Below are 19,048 nucleotides of genomic sequence, written 5' to 3' on the forward strand. Positions count from 1 at the left end.
GCATTTTGTGGGTACCCTCAGCGCTTCATGACGAGCGCCGGCCTTCTCGGCTTTCCAAACGTCGGCAAGACCACGCTGTTCAACGCGCTGACCGGTCTTGAGGCGTTCACCGCGCCCCACCCCTACACCACCACCCAGCCAAGGATCGGCACGGTGCGGCTGCCGGACCGAGCCCTCGACCGGCTGGCGGCCCTGGAGGGGTCCCGCAAGGTCACCCATGCCGGTCTGGACCTGGTCGACCTACCGGCGGTCCGCCCCGGTGCGATCCGGGGGCTCGGCGCCGGGCGGGAGCCGGACCTGCTCCTGGCGGTGCTGCGGGCTCACGACTCGTCGGCGGTGCCGACCGACGAGCACGGAACCGATCCGGCCGGCCAGGCCGAAGACTTGCTGTTGGAAGTGGCCCTGTCGGACTTCGAGATGTTCGAACGCCGCAACGAGCGCCTCACGAAGGAAGCCGCCGCCGACCCGCGCCTGCGCCCGGTGGCCGAGGCGGTTACCAGGGCGGCCGAGCGGTTGGGGGAGGGGGTCCCGCTCCGGCGGTCGGACTGGTCCGACATCGAGGTCCGGGCCTTCCGCGACATGGCGCCGCTCAGCCTGCTGCCGTGCGTGTGGCTGGTCAATGTCGTCGAGGACGATGTCGGGAACGACAGGCTCGTCGAACAGGTTCGAGCGGTCGTGCCCTCCACGAATCCGGTGCTGGCGGTCTCGGCACTCATCGAGGAGGAGGTGGCCGGCCTCGACGCATCGCAGCGAGCCGAGGTCTACGAGGGGCTCGGCCTGGGGGAGGGCGCTCCGACCAGGGTCCTGCGGGCGGTCCAGGACGCCATGCGTTCGGTTACCTTCTACACGGTCAACCGCAGGGAGTCCCGGGCGTGGACGGTTCCCGAAGGGACCCCGGCGCGGGAGGCGGCGGGAAAGATCCATTCGGACATGGAGAGAGGTTTCATCCGGGCCGAGGTGGCCACGATCCCGGAGGTGATCGGATGCGGCGGCTGGGCGAAGGCCAGGGCAGGCAGCGCCGTGCGGGTCGAAGGCGGGGACTACCAGGTCCGGGACGGGGACGTGATGATGGTCCGGTTCTCCGTATGAGACCGGTCACGCGGCTTCGAACCGGGCCGGTAAGGCACCTGTGAACCGTCCTGCCCGTCCCTCCGTGGCGAGCACGTTGCTGCTGGCTCTCAGGGGCTACGCGATCGGCATGGCCGACCTGGTCCCGGGGGTGTCGGGGGGGACCGTGGCGCTGGTCTCCGGCATCTACCCGCGCCTGGTGTCCGCCGTCTACGCCGGCGCCAGCTCGGCCGGGAGAGTTCTCAAGGGCGACTTCAGGGGCGCCCGCCGCGCCGCGGGACGGGTCGACTGGTGGTTCCTGACCCCGGTCGTGCTGGGCGCGGCTCTCGCCGTGATCTCGCTGGCGCGGGTGGTGGAGGGGTTGCTACGCGACCATCCTGTCCGGACGGCCGCCGTCTTCTTCGGCCTCATCGCCGGATCCGTATGGGTGGCGTGGCGGATCATCCGCGAGCCCGGTGTCCGTCACGGCCTCGTGGCGGGACTCGTAGGCATCGGGTCGTTCGTCCTGTTCGGGTTGCGATCGTCGGTGGTCACCGATCCGGGCTGGTATGTCTTCGTGGGCGCCGGCGCCCTGGCCATCTGCGCGTTCATCCTGCCCGGTGTCAGCGGAGCGTTCATGCTGCTGGCGATAGGCATGTACCAGCACGTGCTGGCGATCGTCAACGACGCCCGCCTCGGTCACCTGGCGGCCTTCGCCATCGGAGCGGCCGTCGGCTTGGGCCTCTTCTCGCGGTTCCTCCACCGGCTGCTGGACCGTCACCACGATCTGGTGGTGGCCGCCATGATCGGCCTGATGCTCGGCTCGTTCCGCATCCTCTGGCCGTGGCCCGCCGGGCTGGGCGACGAGACCGGCGCCGGCGCCACCACCCTGGGACCGCCCGGCCCGGACCTGGCCGTGCCGGTGGGATTGGCCGCCGTCGCCGCCCTCGTAGTCGTCGGTTTCAGCGCCTGGGCCCACCGCCGAGCCCGCTGACCGAACCATCGTCCCGCGGCGACAACCAGTCGAGCACCCACCATGTCAAGCCGTAACGGGGGTGACGCCCCACATCCCAGGCCCTGCCAGGCCACACACCGGAGGCCCGCCGGGTTAGAGTCGGGGCAGGAGATACCAAGGGAGGACCATGCGACGCTTCGTCATCGAACGGGACATTCCTGACATCGGTTCGGCCGAGCGCGAGCAGTTGCGCGCCGCAGCCGAGCAGTCCAACTCGGTTCTACGAGCGATGCAGTCCGAGGGCAAGCCCATCCAGTGGGAGCACAGCTACGTAGCCGGCGAGAAGACCTTCTGCATCTACGTCTGCGATAGCCCGGAGTTGATCGACGAGCACGCCGAACGCAGCGGGTTTCCGGCTACGGTCGTCACCGAGGTCGGCAAGATCATCGACCCGACGACCGAGAAGAGCTAGTCGTCAGCCGTATCATCGACTAAGGCGCGACCCCCGGATCGCCCGGCTCAGGGCGACGAGATCTGGTGGTATGTCTCCGGGCGGCGGTCCCGGTAGAAGGCCCAGTGATGGCGCACCTCCTCGATCAGGTCGAGGTCCAGGTCGCGGACGACAACGTCGTCGGCGGTGTCGGAGCCCGTGCCGCCGATGATCTCCCCGCGGGGTGATGCGAAGTAGGAGCTCCCGTAATAGTCGGTGTCCTCCAGGTCCTCGCTTCCGACCCGGTTGATGGCGCCGACGAAGTACTCGTTGGCCACGGCTGCCGCCGGCTGTTCCAGCTCCCACAGGTACTTGGAGTGTCCGCGGGTGGTGGCTGAGGGGTTGAAGACGATCTTGGCGCCGGCCAGCCCCAGTTCTCGCCATCCTTCCGGGAAGTGGCGGTCGTAGCAGATGTACACCCCGACCTGGCCCACCGCGGTGTCGAACACCGGGAACCCGAGGTTGCCGGGACGGAAGTAGAACTTCTCCCAGAACCCCGCCACCTGCGGGATGTGGGTCTTGCGGTACTTGCCCAGGAAGGTGCCGTCAGAGTCGATGACCGCGGCGGTGTTGTAGTAGTGGCCGGTGTCCTCGACCTCGAAGATGGGCACGACCAGCACCATCCCGGTCTCCCTGGCGAGATCGATCATCTTGGTGACGGTGGGCCCGTCCGGGATCGGTTCCGCGGTGTCGAAGTGCTCGTTGCGCTGCTCGGTGCAGAAGTAGGGACCGCTGAAGATCTCCTGGAAGCAGAGGATCTGCGCGCCCTGGGCGGCGGCCTGGCGGGCGTACTCGATGTTCTTGGCGACCATCGATTCCTTGTCGCCGGTCCACTCGCTCTGAACGAGAGCAGCCCTCACTACGTTCGGCATTGCCTGGCCTCCCTTGCCACCCGAGGCATCCCCTTCAGGGGGAGTCTCACCCATTTTACAAACTGTAAAGTAGGACGGCCAAAACAGAGGAGCAAGGATGCCAAGACGGATCACGGTCGGAGCGGGCCAGATGGGCGCGATAGCCCGCGATGAGTCGAAGGACGAGGTTGTCGATCGCCTCATGGCGCTCCTCCATGAAGCAGGGGAACAGAGGGTGGACCTGCTGGTCTATCCGGAGCTGGCCATGACGACCTTCTTCCCGCGGTGGTTCGTGGAGGATCCCGCCGAGTTCGACCACTACTACCACCGTGAGATGCCCGACCGGCACACCAAGCCGCTGTTCGACGAGGCCCGGCGCCTCGGCATCGGTTTCGCCCTCGGCTACGCCGAACTCCACACCGACGAAGAGGGTGTCGAGCATCGTTACAACACCTACATCCTCGTGGAGCGGGACGGCTCGGTGGTGTCCAAGTTCCGCAAGATCCATATCCCTGGCCATGCCGACTACGAGCCGTCGCGCCCGTTCCAGCACGCCGAGCGCCACTACTTCGAGCCCGGCCCGCACGGTTTCGGCGCATGGCAGGCCTTCGAAGGCGTCGTGGGGATGGCCATCTGCAACGATCGCCGCTGGCCGGAGACCTACCGGGTACTGGGTTTGCAGGGGGCGGAGCTGATCCTCATCGGGTACAACACGCCCCTGTACTACTCTCCCGATCCCACCCAGAACGCCCTGTCAGGGTTCCACAACCACCTGGTCATGCAGGCCGGCGCCTACCAGAACGGCGCGTACGTAGTCGGGGTGGCCAAGGGGGGTTTCGAGGAGGGGGTGGAGAGCCTGTCCCAGAGCGTGATCATCGCCCCGTCGGGCCAGATCATCGCCCAGGCCATCACCCTGGAGGACGAGTTGATCACGGCCACCATCGATCTCGATTTCTGCGAGACATACAAGGGCACCCTGTTCAACTTCGACTACTACCGGATGCCCGAGCACTACGGCCTGGTGACCGAGCGGCGAGGCGCGGTCGCGCCCCCGGCCAACGACTGATGGATCACCTCGTCGGGGGCTCGGTCGACGAAGCCTGCAGCCAGTGGGGCTCCGAACTGGCGAGCCGTTCGTCCGATCCGGCCCGGCGCCGGAGAACGCGAAAACCGCTCCGGCCGCGCCGCCAGCCCTTACGGGCTGCCCACCCCCGCCACCACCGATCCAGGTCCGGCCGCGCCGGCGGGTGGGCGGAATCGAACTCTCTTCGAGAGTGGAAAATCGCCCTTCCTCGCAACGGAGACCCGTGTTGCTAATCCGTGTGGAGGCTTCACCCGTCCGGCGCAGTCCGGATGATCACCAGGTCCGGACCCGGTGATGTTTGTAGAGACATATTGGAATATGCCGATAATCGGCAGCAATTTCAACCCCTTATATTTCGCGTTCTCGACCCGGCGGCCTCCTCATGACCCCGCCGGTACCGGAGGCGTCTGAAGTGTTCCTGACCGGTCTGCGTTGCACCGTCTGCTCCGACACGTACCGGCCGGCGCCGGGTAGGTACGTATGCGACAGTTGCGGGGAGGTGGGCACTCTCGACGCCCGTTACGACTACGCAGCCATCGGCCGGGTGCTGAGCCCCGACAGCCTGGCGGCCGACCCGGAGCGATCCATCTGGCGCTACCGGCCGCTGCTTCCTGTCGGGTCCGGCGTGGCGGTCTCGGCCCTGGGAGTGGGGGGAACGCCGCTCATCGAGGCGGAGAGGCTGGCCGAACGCTGGGGAGTGCACCGGCTGTGGATCAAGGACGAGGGCCGCCAACCCACCGGCTCGCTCAAGGACCGGGCCTCGGCGGTGGCGCTGGCCAGGGCGGCCCAAGAGGGGGCCGAGACGGTGACCACCGCCTCCACGGGTAACGCCGCCGCCGCACTCGCGGGTCTGGCGGCCGGGACCGGCCAGACCGCGGTCATCTTCGTCCCGGAGACGGCGCCCGAGGCGAAGGTGGCCCAGTTGCTGGCCTACGGGGCCTTCGTGATGCTGGTCGAAGGCACCTACGACGACGCGGTCCGGCTGTGCCAGGAGACGGTCGACCGCTTCGGCTGGTACAACCGCAACACCGGTATCAATCCCTACGTGGGGGAGGGCAAGAAGACGGTCGCCCTGGAGATCGCCGAGCAGTTGGGCTGGGAGGCGCCCGATGCGGTGTTCGTGAGCGTGGGGGACGGGTCGATCATCGGAGGGGTGCACAAGGGCCTCAAGGATGCTCTGGAACTGGGGTGGATCGACCGCATGCCCCGCATCTACGGGGTGCAGGCCGCCGGCAGCTCCTACATGGTGGACGCCTGGCGGAACGGAGAGGACCTGATCACGAAACCGCCGGTCAGCGCCCGCACCGCCGCCGACTCGATCAGCGCCGACCTGCCCCGGGATCGGGTAAAGGCGATGGCAGCGGTGGTTGACACCGGCGGCGGCTGGGTGTCGGTCGATGACGATGCCATCCTGGAGATGATCCCGACGGTGTCGGCCGATTCCGGCATCTTCCCGGAGCCGGCCGCGGCCGCCGCCTTCGCCGGGCTGGCCGAGGTGGTGGCGGGAACGCAGGAGGGCGTCCCGCCGGTGGGAACCTCCGACCGGGTGGTGGTCATCTCCACCGGATCGGGGTTGAAGGACATCCGCGGGGTCATGCGCGGGATCGACCGGACCGGCGCCGTGCCGCTCCCGGTGCGGCGGGGTCCGGACGGGCTCGACCCGGACGAGATTGCCGCCAGAATGGAACAGTGGCTCGAGAACCTAAGGAAGCAGGCATGATCGATCTGACAGTTGATGAGGCCACCCTCGAGGTGGTGGCCGTCCACACCCGGGACCGCGGGGTGCGCGTACCCACCCTCGCGCAGATGCGGGATCCGGGTCTGATCCCCTCCGACGTCCGTGAGGGGCTCGAGGACATCGGGCTGTGGGATCTCCACCCGCTCAACCTCTTCCGGATCACCTGGCACAACCAGCCCGTCTCCCGCGGGGGAGGCTTCGGCGGGGTGAACTACGTGGAGTGGCCCTCCGAGTTGACCGGCGTCGACGCCCGGATCATCTCCCTGATCGGCAAATGGTTCCCCACGGGTGCACACAAGGTGGGCGCCGCCTTCGGGTGTCTCGTGCCCCGCCTGGTCACCGGCCAGTTCGACCCCGGATCCCAGAAGGCCGTCTGGCCCTCCACCGGGAACTACTGCCGGGGAGGCGCCTACGACTCCAACCTCCTGGGTTGCGAGTCGATCGCGATCCTCCCGGAGGGCATGAGCCGGGAGCGTTTCGAGTGGCTGCAGACAGTGGCGGGGGAGATCATCAAGACCCCCGGTTCCGAGTCGAACGTCAAGGAGATCTTCGACAAGTGCAACGAGTTGGCCGCGTCGGGCGAGGACCTGGTGATCTTCAACCAGTTCGACGAGTTCGGCAACTACCTGTGGCACGTGTCGGTGACCGGCCCCGCCGTGGAGGAGGTGCTGGCCGAGGTGATGGGGGAGGGGGACCGGTACCGCGGCTTCGCGGTGACCACCGGCTCGGCGGGGACCATCGCCGCCGGCGACTACCTCAAGCAACGCTTCCCCGGCTCGGTCATCGCCGGTGGGGAGGCCATCCAGTGCCCGACCATGCTGCTCAACGGCTTCGGGGAGCACCGGATCGAGGGCATCGGTGACAAGCACATCCCCTGGGTCCACAACGTCAAGAACACCGACTTCGCCATCGGACTGGACGACGAGGCCGCCATGTCGCTGACCCGCCTGTTCAACGAGGCGGCAGGCCAGGAGTACCTGGTGTCCCGAGGAGTCGATCCCGACGTCATCGAAGGCCTCCCCCTGCTCGGCATCTCCGGCGCCGCCAACCTGCTGTCCGCCATCAAGCTGGCCAAGTACTACGAGATGACCGGCCGGGACATCGTGGTGACGATCGCAACCGACTCGATGGACATGTACCGGAGCCGGCTCCACGAGTTGAGCGAGGACCGGGGCACGTTCACCACGCACGACGCGGTGGCCGCCTACCACCGGCACCTGTTGGGGACGTCCACGGAGCACGTCCACGAGCTCGGCTACTACGACCGCAAGCGCATCCACAACCTCAAGTACTACACCTGGGTGGAGCAGCAGGGCAAGACCTACGAGGAGATCCAGGCCCAGTGGTACGACGACGACTACTGGACCGGCATCCAGGCCCTCGCCGACCCGATCGACCGACTCATAGCGGAGTTCAACTCGCTGACCGGCCTGGGCTGATGACGGGCGGCAGGTTCGAGCTAATCGGTTGGTGCCTGTTCACCGTCTCGGGGGTCATGTTCCTGGTCGCAGCCGTGCGTGCCGGTGACCCCCTCCTGCTGTGGGGCTCGATCACCTGGCTGGCCGGCGTGGGCTTCTTCCTGGCCCGCCACCGCCGCCGCAATTGATCTTGCCTTGCCATCCTATTGAGGACGACCCGTCGGGTATAGTCAGATAAATATGACTATAATGACCGTATGGCCGAATCACGCCCCCTCTCATCGGAACGCTCGGTGCCCGCAGGGGAATTCAAGGCGCATTGCCTGCGTCTCATGGATGAGGTGCAGGAGACGGGAACAGCGATCGTCGTCACAAAGCACCGGCGACCGGTTGTGAGGGTCAGCCCGTTCCGCGAGGAGCGTCCCCGGTTGGTCGGATCGTGCCAGGGTCAACTGCGGATCATCGCCGACATCGACGACTACCCGGCAATTCCCCTGGACGATTGGGACATGATCGATGACCGTGGCGGATCCGGGACCGGCGATCCGGTCTGACGGCGGGACATCCCGGTGAACCTGCTGCTGGACACCAGTGTCCTGCTCCGGCTCACGATTGCCAGTGACGAGATCAGCGAGTCGTTCATGCAAGTGGTCGAGTCCGGTCTTGAACACGGCAGCGTCGCGGTATCCACTATGACGTTCGTGGAGACCACGCGCCTGCACCATCACGGGCGGATCGATCTGGGATGCCATCCCGGCGTCTGGCGTCGCGACAGGCTCCGATCAGGACTGCGCGAGATCCCGATCGGCGGCGAGATAGCCGTCGAGTCGGTATTGCTGATGAACACCGGATTCCACAACGACCCTGCGGATCAACTGATCGTTGCCACGGCCATGCTCGCGGGGTTGCGTCTTGCCACGACGGACCGAAAGATCATCGACTGGGCCCACCGGACCCGGCTTGTCCCGCTACTCGACCCGAGAGTCGTGCCGGCGGCTGAGGGTCCGAGGCAGCAGACCAACAAGGGCTAGACCTCGAGGTCGCATCCGCCGGCCCGCACTGGGGTCGCTAGATGGATCCCAGGAAGGTGAAGAAGATCTCCGACCAGCGATCGGCGGCGTCGATGTGGGGGCCGTGGCCGGAACCTTCGAGCATCTCCATCTCGACCCGTCCTCCGTTGGCGGCGTAGCGTTCCAGCACGTCCCTGATCTGGGTGACCATGGGCTGGGGCGGGAACACGTCCAGGCCGGGCCAACCGGGGATGACCTCCATCTGGCCGAGGGTGCCCATCTCCCAGACGGAACCGTCGGCCACCACCAGGTCGTTGGAACCGTGGGTCCAGAGCACCGGTGGCTTGGGATCCAGGTCGGGCAGGTCCGCCCAGTTGCAGTACTTGCCGGACAGCGCGTTGAGTATTCCCCGGGTGCCGGGGGCGATCATCGGCCAGTTGTCCGAGGGTGTCAGGTCTCCGGGATAACCGTCGTCTCCGGAGACGGTCAGCAGCACCTCGTCCAGCAGGATATCCTCCCGTTCCGCCGGAAGGCTGAACTCGGTCGACCAGTAGGCGGCGTTCATCACACTACGGGGCGAGACCGGTGTCTCGGAGGTTCGGTCCCCGGAGGCCAGCCGCTGGGTGTAGTCGGGATTGCCGGTCCCGCCGCCCGTGCCGGCCCAGTCCGGGTAGCAGGGGGTGCCGTCCCGGTGGGTGCCTCCGAAGCCGAAGGGCGACACCGGGTCGATGAAGGTCAGGGAGGCGGCCGGATGGCGCATGGCGTAGGAAGCGATGGCGGCTCCGCCGGTCGACCATCCCACCAGGTGGGGAGGGGTGTCGATCCCCAGGGCCTCGACCAGCGCCCACGTGTCGTCTGCCCAGTCGTCAAGCCCGCGGGTGGCGTCGATGGGGGCCGGGTCGGACCGTCCGAATGAGCGCATGTCGGGGGCTACGAAGAGGCACCGGTCGGGTGCGTCGCCCCACAGGTGCTCGTAGAAGCGCCCGGTCGACAGGTTCCCGTGGATCATCACGACCGGGATGCCGTCGGGCGGTCCGGATCGGTAGTAGTGGGTGCGGAGCCGGCTGGTGGTGATCGATTGGGCTTCCACGCCCGGCAGCAGGTTCATCGTTCGACCTCCTCGGTATGGGGTTGATGCGCTCAGCCTGACCCGGTTATCCGGGCGGGTTCGATGAAGACGGCGGTGCGGTGTTCGGCGGCCATCACCCGGTCGTACTCGTCCCAGTCCTCGTGGGTGCCGCCCGCAGCCGTGAACACGTCCCTCAGCAGCTGGGGAACCCGTGCCGGGTCGAAGCCGTCGAGGTGGTCGTCAGGGCCGATGATGGTGGTGACGCCCTCCATGCCGATCCACGACCAACCCGATTTGAACAGGATCGTGGCCCTCGGGGTGTGGCGCCAGTGGCGGAGCTTGACCGTGTTGCCCCGCACCACCAGGGCCACCGATTCCACTCCGGTGACAGGATGATCCATCACTCCTGCATTCACCAGGGACGAGTGCACCGAGCCGTCCGGCCGGGCGAAGGAGACCACGGCCAGACCCTGATCCGCCCTGACGAAGCGCCGGACGTCCTCCATGGAGAGGGTCAAGCCGGCTGCTCCGTCTGGTAGAGGTCGGCCCGCTCCGGATCCTCGGTCCAGGGCTTGGCGGAGGGTGGGAGCACGAAGCCCTCCTCGCCGTTGAGCAGGAGGAGCAGATCGCCGGTGTGGTCGGCCGCCGCCGCGTTGGGCTGCACCCAGTATCCGTCCGGGTCCTGGTGGATGAGGAACGCCTGGTCCGTCTCGGCCTCGAAGCGGTCCGGGTCGATGAACAGCCGCGGCTTGATCACCGCCGGGTCGCCGATCTCGGGGCAGAACACCATGCAGTTGCCGCACTCGTTGCACAGTTCGGTGAGCACCAGGTACTGCTGGAGGCCGGTGGCATCCAGCTCATCGGGGGTGGGAATCCGGAAGAAGGCGTCGTTGGGGCAGACTGTGACGCAGAAGTTGCAGGCCACGCACCCCCACATCTGGAGCTCGTGGTCCACGGAGCGGGGCAGCTTGGAGTTGCCGGCCAGGGTGTACTTGCGGTTGGTGGCCGGATTGTGGAGCGTGGCGATGTAGGAGGAGACCGCGCCCTGGCCATCGGCGAGTTCGGCCTGGTGCGCCTGCCAATCCGGCAGCGACCCGGCGCCGACCCGGTCCATGGCCTTCCAGAGGGCCTTCAACATCGGGGCAAGGCGCCCGTACCCGCCCGGCTTGAGCAGGTCGGAGCACACGGTCAGTGGCGCCAGGCCCAGTCCGGCCGCCGCTGGCAGGTTCTCCTTGGTGATCCCGGCCGAGAAGGACACCTGCACCGGGCCGTCCTGGCCGTCCACCCGAAGCATTCCTGGCAACGCCTTGTGGAGCTCTCCCAGGAGGGTGGTGGAGACCACGTGGAGGGGCGGTCCCGACAGGTACATGGTGTTGTCGGGCATGAAGCCCTTGGTGTTCTCGACCACCAGCGTGTTGGTGAGCTTGATCCCGAATCGGCGCCCGTGATCGGCCGCGAACGTGTTGAGCTGGCCGATCAGTTCGAGCCCCCGGGGGAACTGCAGATCGTTGTCGAAGTCCTCCTTGCGGAGCACCGTCGTGTCGTAGCCCAGGGTCTCGGTGACGATCTCCTTCACCCGTTCGAAGCCCAGGAGGGTGGGGTTGAGCTTGACGATGACGTCCAGCCCGTGCCGGGTGATCAGGTGCTTGGTGATCGACTCGATCTCGTCGGGAGGGCAGCCGTGGAAGGTGGATAGGGTGACGGTGTCGGCGATCCGGGCGGGGAAGTCCATGTCGCGGAACCGGGCGAACTCCCCTCCGATCTGGGGCCGGAGCCGCTCGATCTCCTCCCGGGCGTCCATCATCGAGTCGATGAACCAGGCCACCCGGTCGGTGGATATGCCGGCCAGGTCGTAACCCACCGAGAGGTCGAAGATGAGCGGTCCGGTATCCGTACCCAGGAGGGGGGTGACCTCGTCCCAGCGGCGCAGCATCTCGATGATCATCCAGGCCTTGACGTACTCCTCGAGCGACTGGGGGATCTTGAGCTCCTGGCTCCACTCGATGTTGTAGCCGATGGTCTCCATGTCGATGCATGGCCGCCCGATCTCGAGTTCGTCCATGATCTGGACGGTCTTGAGCTCCATGAGCCGGGAGCCTCCCAACCAGGACAGCACGATGTTCTGGGCCATCTGGCTGTGCGGCCCGGCCGCCGGGCCGACCGGAGTCGCCGCCGGCCGTCCCAGGAAGTCGATCGATATGTCGGGGCCCTTCGACACGTTGAAGAATCGGGCCGTCGGCAGGTCGTAGATACGGTGCCGGCTCTCCCACTCGTGGCTGATCCGGGCCAGGAGGTCGGACAGGCTGAAGGGCGTGAGGGGCTCGTGGGCCTCGGTCATCCGGCCCCTCCCGACTCCGGCTGATCGAACCGCCGGATCGTGTCACACCCCCCGGATACGTTGGTGGACGCCAAGGCACCGGCGGCCGGAACAGGACGTCCCTCCGGCCGGATCGGGTTCATCAGACCGGAAGGCCACCCCGGCAGGGGCTTAGCGGGCCGCGTCCGGTCCCTCGGAAAGGTGGTGGTGGGGGAGGGCCCGGCGCAGAGCGCCGGTTCGGGCGATTTTCGCGTTCTCGGTGGGGTGGGTCGGCCAGGTTCGCGGGGAGATCGCGGCTCGGTCAGAACCCTCGTGGCGGCTCCCGACCGTAGGGCGTGCGTCGTGACGGTCATAGGCGGGCGTGCAATCGGGCTGCCTGCTCCCGCGCCTTGGCGCGGATCTCGGCGGCGTCCACTCGGGTAGGGGTGCCGTCCTTGAAGATGATTTCACCTTCTACTTCAACTTCAATTGGGCGGATACTCGGGGTGAAGGCGATGTGCCACGGGTCCATCGGGTCGTAGCTCCAGGTGACCCGGTCGCTCCTGGCTTCGGGGATCAGGTTCCATCCGTTCTCCAGCCATCCCCACGCCGTGTCCGGGGTGGCGGTCACATCCACCGAGCGCTGCATCACGTAGGCGAGGCGGAAGGTGTCGATCATGTTGGCGCCGATCCCGTCAGTGCCCAGCGCCACCGGGTTGGCGAAGCGGGCCGGGTTGGCATAGCCCACCGAGTTGTTCAGGTTGGAGCGTGGTTGATGGAGGACCGTGCCCCGGAGCCCGTGGTCGTCGGGGAGATGGACGCAATGGGCCAGCAACCAGTTGTCTTCAGTCAGCCCCGACAGATGCCGCACGCAGTCAGCGTCCTCCGGGCCCTCGGCCACATGGACGTGAACACCCACGCCCAACTCCCGGGCCAGCGCGGCCGCCTTCTCCAGCGTCTCGGGCTCGCAGGTGAACGCGGCGTGGATACCCACCATCCCGCTCCCGCCCTCGCTCAGGTAGCGGCGGTTCTCCTCGAGGCCGCGCCGGGCGCCATCCGGCCCGTGCCGGTCGGTGACTCCGTAGCAGGCCCGCACCCGCACCCCCACCTCCCGGCAGGCCTCCTCGATCACGGAGAGGCTTCCCTCGATGGCGTTGGGAGACTCATGATGGTCCACGATCCCGGTCGTGCCCGACTCCAGTGCTTCGAGAGCCCCCAGCATGGCCGACCAGCGGATCATCTCCAGGTCGAGGGCCGTGTCGAGCCTCCACCAGATCTGCTCGAGGATCCCCAGGAAGCTCGTGGCCGTCTCCGGGGGCGCCGGCATCCCTCTCGTCAGGGTGGAGTACAGATGGTGGTGTGCACACACCATCCCGGGCGTGGTGGTCACGTCTTCGCGGCCTGGTGGTGGATGTTCATCGGCAGATGGTTCCTCCACTCCCCGTCGATATCGTGGAAGGCGGCGGCCACCGCGCCGGCGGTCGGCACCAGGCCGATCTCGCCGACTCCCTTGATCCCGTACGGCGCCTTCGGCTGCGGGACCTCCACCAGGATGACCTCGACATCCGGCATGTCCTTCGGCCTGATGATGCCCAGGCTCCGCAGCGTCATGTTGGTGGGTCGGCCCTCCTCGTCGGCGGGGAAATCCTCGCTGAGCGCGTATCCGAGGCCCATGTGGACCGAGCCTTCGATCTGGCCCTCGCACAGGATCGGGTTGATGGCCCGACCTACGTCGTGGGCCGCGACCACCCGTTCGATCTTGCCGGTGCGGCGGTCAGCGATCACCAGTTGCGCCGCGTACCCGAAGGCGGAGTGGATGATCGGGTTCTCGACCTTCTCCTTGAGCGAATTGGTCCAGTCCACGCGGTACTCGCCGTGGTAGTCGACATCCGGGAGCCGTCCGCCGGCGTCTGCGGCCCGGCAGGCGGACCTGACCGCTCCGGCGCCCATCAGGGTGCCCCGAGATCCGGTGGTCTGGCCGGCGCCGAGTTCCCGGCTGGTGTCCACTATCACCCGGATCCGCTTCGGGTCGATCCCCAGTTCCTCCGCCGCGACCTGTTGGGCCACCGTATGGATCCCCTGGCCCATCTCGGTCCAGCAGTGGCGAACCTCGACGGCGCCGTTCCTGGTGAACCGCACCACCGCTCCGGCGATCTCCTTGAAGCCGTTACCGAGGCCGCTGTTCTTGAGCCCGAGGCCCACTCCCACGGCCTTACCCGCGGCGCGAGCGGCGTCGTAATGGGGCTTGACCGCGTCCAGTGACTGGCGAGCGCCCCGGCAGCCGTCGTCCATGATCTGGCCGGGACCCCAGAGCGCGCCGGGTTCCACGACGTTGCGGCTCCGCATCTCCCAACCCGAGATCCCCACCGAATGCGCCAGACGATCCATCACGCCCTCCATGGCGAACTGGGCCTGGTTGGCGCCGAAGCCCCGGAAGGCGCCGCAGATGGGGTTGTTGGTGCGGGCGGCCACTGCCTCGACGTCGATGTTGGGCACGATGTAGGGGCCGCTGGCGTGCCCGGCGGCCCGCTCCAGCACCTTCATGCCCACCGAGGCGTAGGCGCCCGAATCGCCCAGCATCCGGGCCTTGAGGGCGGTCAGCCTGCCGTTCTCGTCACATCCGGCCCACAGCTCGATCCGGATCGGATGCCGCTTGGCATGGATCCGGAGCGACTCCTCCCTCGACAGGGTGCACTTGACCGGGCGGCCCAGTAGGTGGGCGGCCAGAGCCGTCTGCGCCTGGTTGGCCATGTCCTCCTTGCCGCCGAACGCCCCGCCATTCGACACCAGCTCGGCCGTTACCAGGGATGGATCGATGCCGAGCACCGAGGCCACCTGGTCTCGGTCGTCCCAGACACCCTGGCCGCCGGAATAGAGCATGAGCCGGCCGTTGCCGGCCGGTACCACCAGCGTCGACTCGGGTTCCAGGAAGGCGTGTTCCACCCGCTGGGTGATGAACGTCTCGTGCACCTGGTGGGCGGACGCCCGGTAGGCGGAGTCGAAGTCGCCGCGGGCATACTTGGACGTGGAGAGGACGTTGCCTTCCAGACCCCAGACCGCGTCCTCCGAGGAGGCCACCGCTTCGGCCGGGTCGGTGAAGGGCCTGAGCACCCGGTATTCCACGTCGACCGCCTCGGCGGCCTCACGGGCTGTCATCCGGTCCACCGCCACCACCACGGCCAGGACGTCGCCGTAGTAGGAGGTGCGACCGCCCTCGGGGATCAGGACCGGCCAGTCCTTGTGGATCAGGCCCACCTTCAGCTCGCCCGGAACGTCGGCGGCGGTGAAGACGGCTTCCACGCCGGGCATGGCCAATGCCCGGCTCGTGTCGATCCGCACCACGTCGGCCCGGGCGTGGTCGGTCAACCGGAGCGCGGCGTGGAGCATCCCGTCCAGGCGCATGTCGTCGATGTAGTCGCGGTCGCCGAGGGCCAGCTCGTAGCCCTCGTACTTGATGCCGGCCTTCCCGATTCCGGAAGGGGTCTCGAGCGGGGGGATGTCGCCCCGGGCCAGCATGTCGATGGCGTCGAAGATCTTGGTGTAGCCGGTGCACCGGCACAGGTGGGCGCCGAGCCGGCCGGCCGCGACCTTCCGGGTCAGTCCCGCACCCTTCTGATCGATCAACGCCTTCGCGCGCACCACGATCCCGGGGGTGCAGAACCCGCACTGGAGGGCGCCGGTGGCGGCGAAGGCGGACGCAAGGCGGTCCCGCTCCGCCGGGTCGAACCCTTCGAGGGTGACCACTTCCTTGCCCTCGATCTTCTCCAGCGCCAGCACGCAGGCCACGAAGGCGCGTCCGTTGACCAGGACGGTGCAGCACCCGCACTGGCCCGAGGGCGCGCAGCCGTCCTTGACCGATGTGACGTCGAGCTCCTCGCGAAGGGCAGACAGCAGGTGGGGATGGTCGGCGCGGACGGAGACGGCCCGGCCGTTGAGAGTGAAGTCGATGGTCCTCTCTGCGATCAGGGTCATGGTCGCCTCCTCCAGCCAGGAGGGCCTGCTCGCCGGTCTTCGCGACCGGCTCCTCCGGGCTATCTTTTACATTTTGTCAAAATCCTAGCAATCCCCGAAGCAAATTCGGCAACCATGCGGCGGGGTATAACCTCGTAACGTCCAAGATCAAGGAGTGTGGAGAGTGCTTGCCCGAGCCGAGTTCACTGTGGAGCCTTTCACCGAGGGCAGGCAGGGTCCCCACGTCCAGGCGGCCATAGAGGCGCTCGCTCCGTTGTCGCCTGACATAGGCCCGTTCGGAACCGCTGTCGAGGGCGACCTTGACGTGGTGCTCGACAGGGCGGCCGCGGGTATCAGGGCGGCGATGGAGGCCGGGGCCACCCGGGTGGCGGTGACCATGACGGTCACTCCATGAGGGAGGAGCACCCCCTGCTCGAGGCGGTCCGGCCCCTGGTCGAGGCGATGGGGGCCGAGATCGTCGACCCGAACGGGACCGACGGCGACTGCATACCCCTCGAGTGGGAGGGGGAAACGGTGGCGGCGGTACGCGTCCTGACCCTCCACGACGCCCTGGATCACCTGGTCGCCCAGGTGGAAGGGGAGTTGGGCGGAAGGCTGGACGAGCTGGGACGGGTTCAGAAGCAGGTGGCGGTCCGGCTGCTGGACGAGCGCGGGGCCTTCCGGCTCCGCCGCTCGATCAACGAGGTGGCTGACGTGATGGGGGTGAGCCGCATCACCATCTACAACTACCTGAACTCGATCCGGGGCGAGTAGGGAAGGTGCGAAAGCGCATCCTCGGCGCGGCCGCCGCCGTCGCCTTGGCGGCGGTGATGGCGGCGTGCGGAGGCTCGGAGTTGCCCGAGGACGCCACCGGACAGGAGATCTACGTCCAGATGTGCGCCCGCTGCCACGGTTCGGACCTGCGGGGCGGAACCGGCGTGGCTCTCGTGGGCGAGGGCGCCGGATCGATCGACAAGCCCGAGCGCTACTTCGTCCAGTCCATCTACGCCGGGATCGGGAGTATGCCCGCCTTCCGGCGTACCCTCTCGGACGACCAGATCCTCCGCGTGGCCCGATACATCATGCGACAGCAGGGCAGGTAGTGGTCAGTAGTTGCTGGTTGTAGTGGATCAAACGACCTGGCAATTAGACCTTGAGGCGATTGATGGCATCCACGGCGGCGGGGTTCTCGAGGCTGGTCAGGTCGCCTGGTTCCTGACCCAGGGCCCGGGCTCGCACCACCCGGCGCATGATCTTGGCCGACCGGGTTCGCGGCAGGTCGTCGACCAGCTCGACCGCCATCGGCCGGAAGGCCTTGCCCAGATGGTCCACCACCTGGCCGGAGATGGCTTCCACAAGTTCCGGGCTGTGGTCGGTCCCGGCCGTAGGCACGGCGTATATCGCGATGGCCTCGCCCTTGACGGGATGCGGCACGCCGATGGCCGCCGCCATCACCACGCCGGGATGGGCAACCGCGGCCGATTCGATCTCCGCCGGGCCGATCCGCTTGCCGGCGATGCTGAGCGTGTCGTCCGAACGTCCGTGCAGGTACCAGAAGCCGTCCTCGTCCACCGATGCCCAGTCGCCGTGCACCCAGATGTCCGGCCAGCGGTTCCAGTAGGTGTCGAGGTACCGGTCGTCACTGCCCCAGAAGCCCCGGGTCATGCCGGGCCACGCCTTTGAACACACCAGCTCACCGACGTCGCCCCTCAGGGGGTGTCCTTTCTCGTCGTACACGTCGACCGCCATGCCGAGAGCCGGACCGCCCAGAGAGGTGGGCTTGATGCCTTGGAGCATGTTTACCGAGAGCAGGCAGGCCCCGATCTCGGTCCCGCCCGAGATGTTGATGATGGGCACCCGCTCGCCCCCGACCTCCCGGAACAGCCACCACCACGGGTCCGGATTCCACGGCTCGCCGGTCGAGCCGATGGCCCGGAGAGCCGACAGGTCGCACGCGGCGGCATGGTGGGCGCCGTGGGGCTGGAGGGCGCGGATCAGGGTGGGGGATATGCCCAGGACCGTGATACCCAGCGTCTCGACCAGCTGCCAGGTGCGCCCGGGCGTCGGGTAGTCGGGGGCGCCGTCGTAGCAGCCCAGGGAAGCGCCGTTGCTCAGGCCGGCCACCACCATCCAAGGCCCCATGATCCAGCCCAGGTCGGTCATCCACATCACCCGGTCTGCTGGCGCTATTTCGAACTGGAAGGCGCCCTCCACCGCCAGCTTGACGGCCAGACCACCGTGAACATGGACCACCCCCTTGGGTTTCCCCGTGGTGCCCGAGGTATAGGCCAGCAGTACCGGATCCTCGCTGCCGGTAGCGACCGCGCCCAGGCGGGCGGCGGTCTCGATCGACTCCTCCCACCAACGGTCCCGTCCTGCTGTCCAGGGTGTGTCCGGTCGCCCCACGTTCGAGACCACGATCACGTTGGGCGCGACGCCCGCCGCCTCGATGGCCCGGTCGGCCGTCTCCTTCATTCCGATCGGATTGCCCCGGCGGGTGTATCCGTCGGCGGTCACCATCACCGCGGGTTGCGAGGCTTCGAGCCTGGAGGCGACCGCCTCGGTACCGAATCCCGAGAAGATCGGCACGTAGATGGCGCCGATCCGGGCGGCCGCCAGCATCGAGACCACGGCCTCGGGGATCATCGGGAGGTAGCCGGCCACCGTGTCGCCCTTGCCGACGCCGGCCTCCGCCAGGGCGCCGGCCGCCCGCTCCACCATCTCCAGCAACTCGCCGAAGCTGTAGCTCCGCTGGGCTCCGTCCTCCCGCTCCGCCACCAGCGCGGTCCGCTCGGGATCCTGCACCACCCAGCGATCCACGCACACCTCCGAGAGGTTGATCTCCCCGCCCGAGAACCACCGGGGAAACTGGATCCCGTCGCTGGTATCGACCAGGGTGTGATAGGGCTCCGAGAAGGGGACGCGCAGATAGCCGATGGCGGCCTCCCAGAACCACTCTGGATCGGCGATGGAGCGTTCGACCAGGTCCTCGTAGGTGTCGATCCCGTGGCGGGCCATGAAGTCGACGGTGCGTGAGCGGGCCACCTCCGCATCGGAGGCCTTCCAGACGATCGGTTGCCTGTCCATCTCCGGGCGTTCCTGTTCTCGTGCGGAGGTCTACTCTAGGAGCGTACCGAGG

Annotated in this window: 19 protein-coding genes; 12 read left to right on the forward strand and 7 right to left on the reverse strand. The window is 67.6% G+C overall.

The window, feature by feature from the left end:
- Positions 1-27 precede the first annotated feature (27 nt).
- From OXK16_05740 to OXK16_05750, 3 genes are all read left to right on the forward strand, one after another.
- Positions 28-1,089, forward strand: coding sequence for a DUF933 domain-containing protein (locus OXK16_05740; protein MDE0375450.1), 1,062 nt, complete (start codon positions 28-30; stop codon positions 1,087-1,089).
- A gap of 40 nt (positions 1,090-1,129) precedes the next feature.
- On the forward strand, positions 1,130-2,041 hold the full coding sequence (locus OXK16_05745; protein MDE0375451.1) for a DUF368 domain-containing protein: 912 nt from the start codon (positions 1,130-1,132) through the stop codon (positions 2,039-2,041).
- Positions 2,042-2,189: 148 nt separating this feature from the next.
- A complete protein-coding gene (locus OXK16_05750) occupies positions 2,190-2,474 on the forward strand; it encodes a DUF4242 domain-containing protein (protein ID MDE0375452.1) in 285 nt (94 codons plus the stop codon).
- A gap of 47 nt (positions 2,475-2,521) precedes the next feature.
- On the opposite strand, the gene OXK16_05755 is transcribed toward OXK16_05750, so the two are convergent.
- Positions 2,522-3,364 (reverse strand): acyltransferase, encoded by an 843-nt coding sequence (locus tag OXK16_05755; protein MDE0375453.1) that lies wholly within the window; start codon positions 3,362-3,364, stop codon positions 2,522-2,524.
- Positions 3,365-3,461: 97 nt separating this feature from the next.
- On the opposite strand from OXK16_05755, the gene OXK16_05760 reads away from it, so the two are divergent.
- The 6 genes from OXK16_05760 to OXK16_05785 all read left to right on the forward strand — a co-directional run bounded on the left by OXK16_05760 (position 3,462) and on the right by OXK16_05785 (position 8,614).
- The gene (locus OXK16_05760) at positions 3,462-4,409 is read left to right on the forward strand and encodes an N-carbamoyl-D-amino-acid hydrolase (protein ID MDE0375454.1); all 948 of its coding nucleotides are present in this window, start codon (positions 3,462-3,464) and stop codon (positions 4,407-4,409) included.
- Positions 4,410-4,809: 400 nt separating this feature from the next.
- Positions 4,810-6,147: a threonine synthase gene (gene thrC, locus OXK16_05765; protein MDE0375455.1), complete on the forward strand. Its 1,338-nt coding sequence runs from the start codon at positions 4,810-4,812 to the stop codon at positions 6,145-6,147.
- The gene (locus tag OXK16_05770) at positions 6,144-7,604 is read left to right on the forward strand and encodes a pyridoxal-phosphate dependent enzyme (protein MDE0375456.1); all 1,461 of its coding nucleotides are present in this window, start codon (positions 6,144-6,146) and stop codon (positions 7,602-7,604) included. Before thrC ends, OXK16_05770 begins: the two co-directional genes overlap by 4 nt.
- Positions 7,604-7,771 carry a hypothetical protein gene (locus OXK16_05775; GenBank protein ID MDE0375457.1) on the forward strand — a complete coding sequence of 56 codons (168 nt, stop codon included), beginning with the start codon at positions 7,604-7,606 and terminating at the stop codon, positions 7,769-7,771. Before OXK16_05770 ends, OXK16_05775 begins: the two co-directional genes overlap by 1 nt.
- Before the next feature lie 69 nt (positions 7,772-7,840).
- Positions 7,841-8,137 carry a type II toxin-antitoxin system Phd/YefM family antitoxin gene (locus tag OXK16_05780; GenBank protein ID MDE0375458.1) on the forward strand — a complete coding sequence of 99 codons (297 nt, stop codon included), beginning with the start codon at positions 7,841-7,843 and terminating at the stop codon, positions 8,135-8,137.
- Positions 8,138-8,152: 15 nt separating this feature from the next.
- Positions 8,153-8,614: a type II toxin-antitoxin system VapC family toxin gene (locus OXK16_05785; protein MDE0375459.1), complete on the forward strand. Its 462-nt coding sequence runs from the start codon at positions 8,153-8,155 to the stop codon at positions 8,612-8,614.
- A gap of 37 nt (positions 8,615-8,651) precedes the next feature.
- Here OXK16_05785 and OXK16_05790 read toward each other — a convergent pair whose 3' ends face one another.
- From OXK16_05790 to OXK16_05810, 5 genes are all read right to left on the reverse strand, one after another.
- Positions 8,652-9,701, reverse strand: coding sequence for an alpha/beta hydrolase (locus OXK16_05790; GenBank protein ID MDE0375460.1), 1,050 nt, complete (start codon positions 9,699-9,701; stop codon positions 8,652-8,654).
- 32 nt (positions 9,702-9,733) lie between these two features.
- Positions 9,734-10,168 carry a pyridoxamine 5'-phosphate oxidase gene (locus tag OXK16_05795; GenBank protein MDE0375461.1) on the reverse strand — a complete coding sequence of 145 codons (435 nt, stop codon included), beginning with the start codon at positions 10,166-10,168 and terminating at the stop codon, positions 9,734-9,736.
- 8 nt (positions 10,169-10,176) lie between these two features.
- Positions 10,177-12,000 (reverse strand): 4Fe-4S dicluster domain-containing protein, encoded by a 1,824-nt coding sequence (locus tag OXK16_05800; GenBank protein MDE0375462.1) that lies wholly within the window; start codon positions 11,998-12,000, stop codon positions 10,177-10,179.
- A 328-nt stretch (positions 12,001-12,328) separates the two neighbouring features.
- Positions 12,329-13,348, reverse strand: coding sequence for an amidohydrolase family protein (locus OXK16_05805; protein MDE0375463.1), 1,020 nt, complete (start codon positions 13,346-13,348; stop codon positions 12,329-12,331).
- Positions 13,345-15,930 carry a molybdopterin-dependent oxidoreductase gene (locus OXK16_05810; protein MDE0375464.1) on the reverse strand — a complete coding sequence of 862 codons (2,586 nt, stop codon included), beginning with the start codon at positions 15,928-15,930 and terminating at the stop codon, positions 13,345-13,347. Before OXK16_05810 ends, OXK16_05805 begins: the two co-directional genes overlap by 4 nt.
- A gap of 163 nt (positions 15,931-16,093) precedes the next feature.
- On the opposite strand from OXK16_05810, the gene OXK16_05815 reads away from it, so the two are divergent.
- The 3 genes from OXK16_05815 to OXK16_05825 are packed head-to-tail and all read left to right on the forward strand — an operon-like array spanning position 16,094 to position 17,012.
- Positions 16,094-16,324 (forward strand): thiamine-binding protein, encoded by a 231-nt coding sequence (locus OXK16_05815; protein MDE0375465.1) that lies wholly within the window; start codon positions 16,094-16,096, stop codon positions 16,322-16,324.
- Positions 16,321-16,683: a helix-turn-helix domain-containing protein gene (locus OXK16_05820; protein ID MDE0375466.1), complete on the forward strand. Its 363-nt coding sequence runs from the start codon at positions 16,321-16,323 to the stop codon at positions 16,681-16,683. Before OXK16_05815 ends, OXK16_05820 begins: the two co-directional genes overlap by 4 nt.
- A gap of 5 nt (positions 16,684-16,688) precedes the next feature.
- The gene (locus tag OXK16_05825) at positions 16,689-17,012 is read left to right on the forward strand and encodes a cytochrome c (GenBank protein MDE0375467.1); all 324 of its coding nucleotides are present in this window, start codon (positions 16,689-16,691) and stop codon (positions 17,010-17,012) included.
- Positions 17,013-17,055: 43 nt separating this feature from the next.
- Here OXK16_05825 and OXK16_05830 read toward each other — a convergent pair whose 3' ends face one another.
- Positions 17,056-18,996, reverse strand: coding sequence for an AMP-binding protein (locus OXK16_05830; protein MDE0375468.1), 1,941 nt, complete (start codon positions 18,994-18,996; stop codon positions 17,056-17,058).
- Positions 18,997-19,048 lie beyond the last annotated feature (52 nt).

The organism is bacterium (assembly GCA_028821235.1).
Taxonomy (GTDB): domain Bacteria; phylum Actinomycetota; class Acidimicrobiia; order Spongiisociales; family Spongiisociaceae; genus Spongiisocius.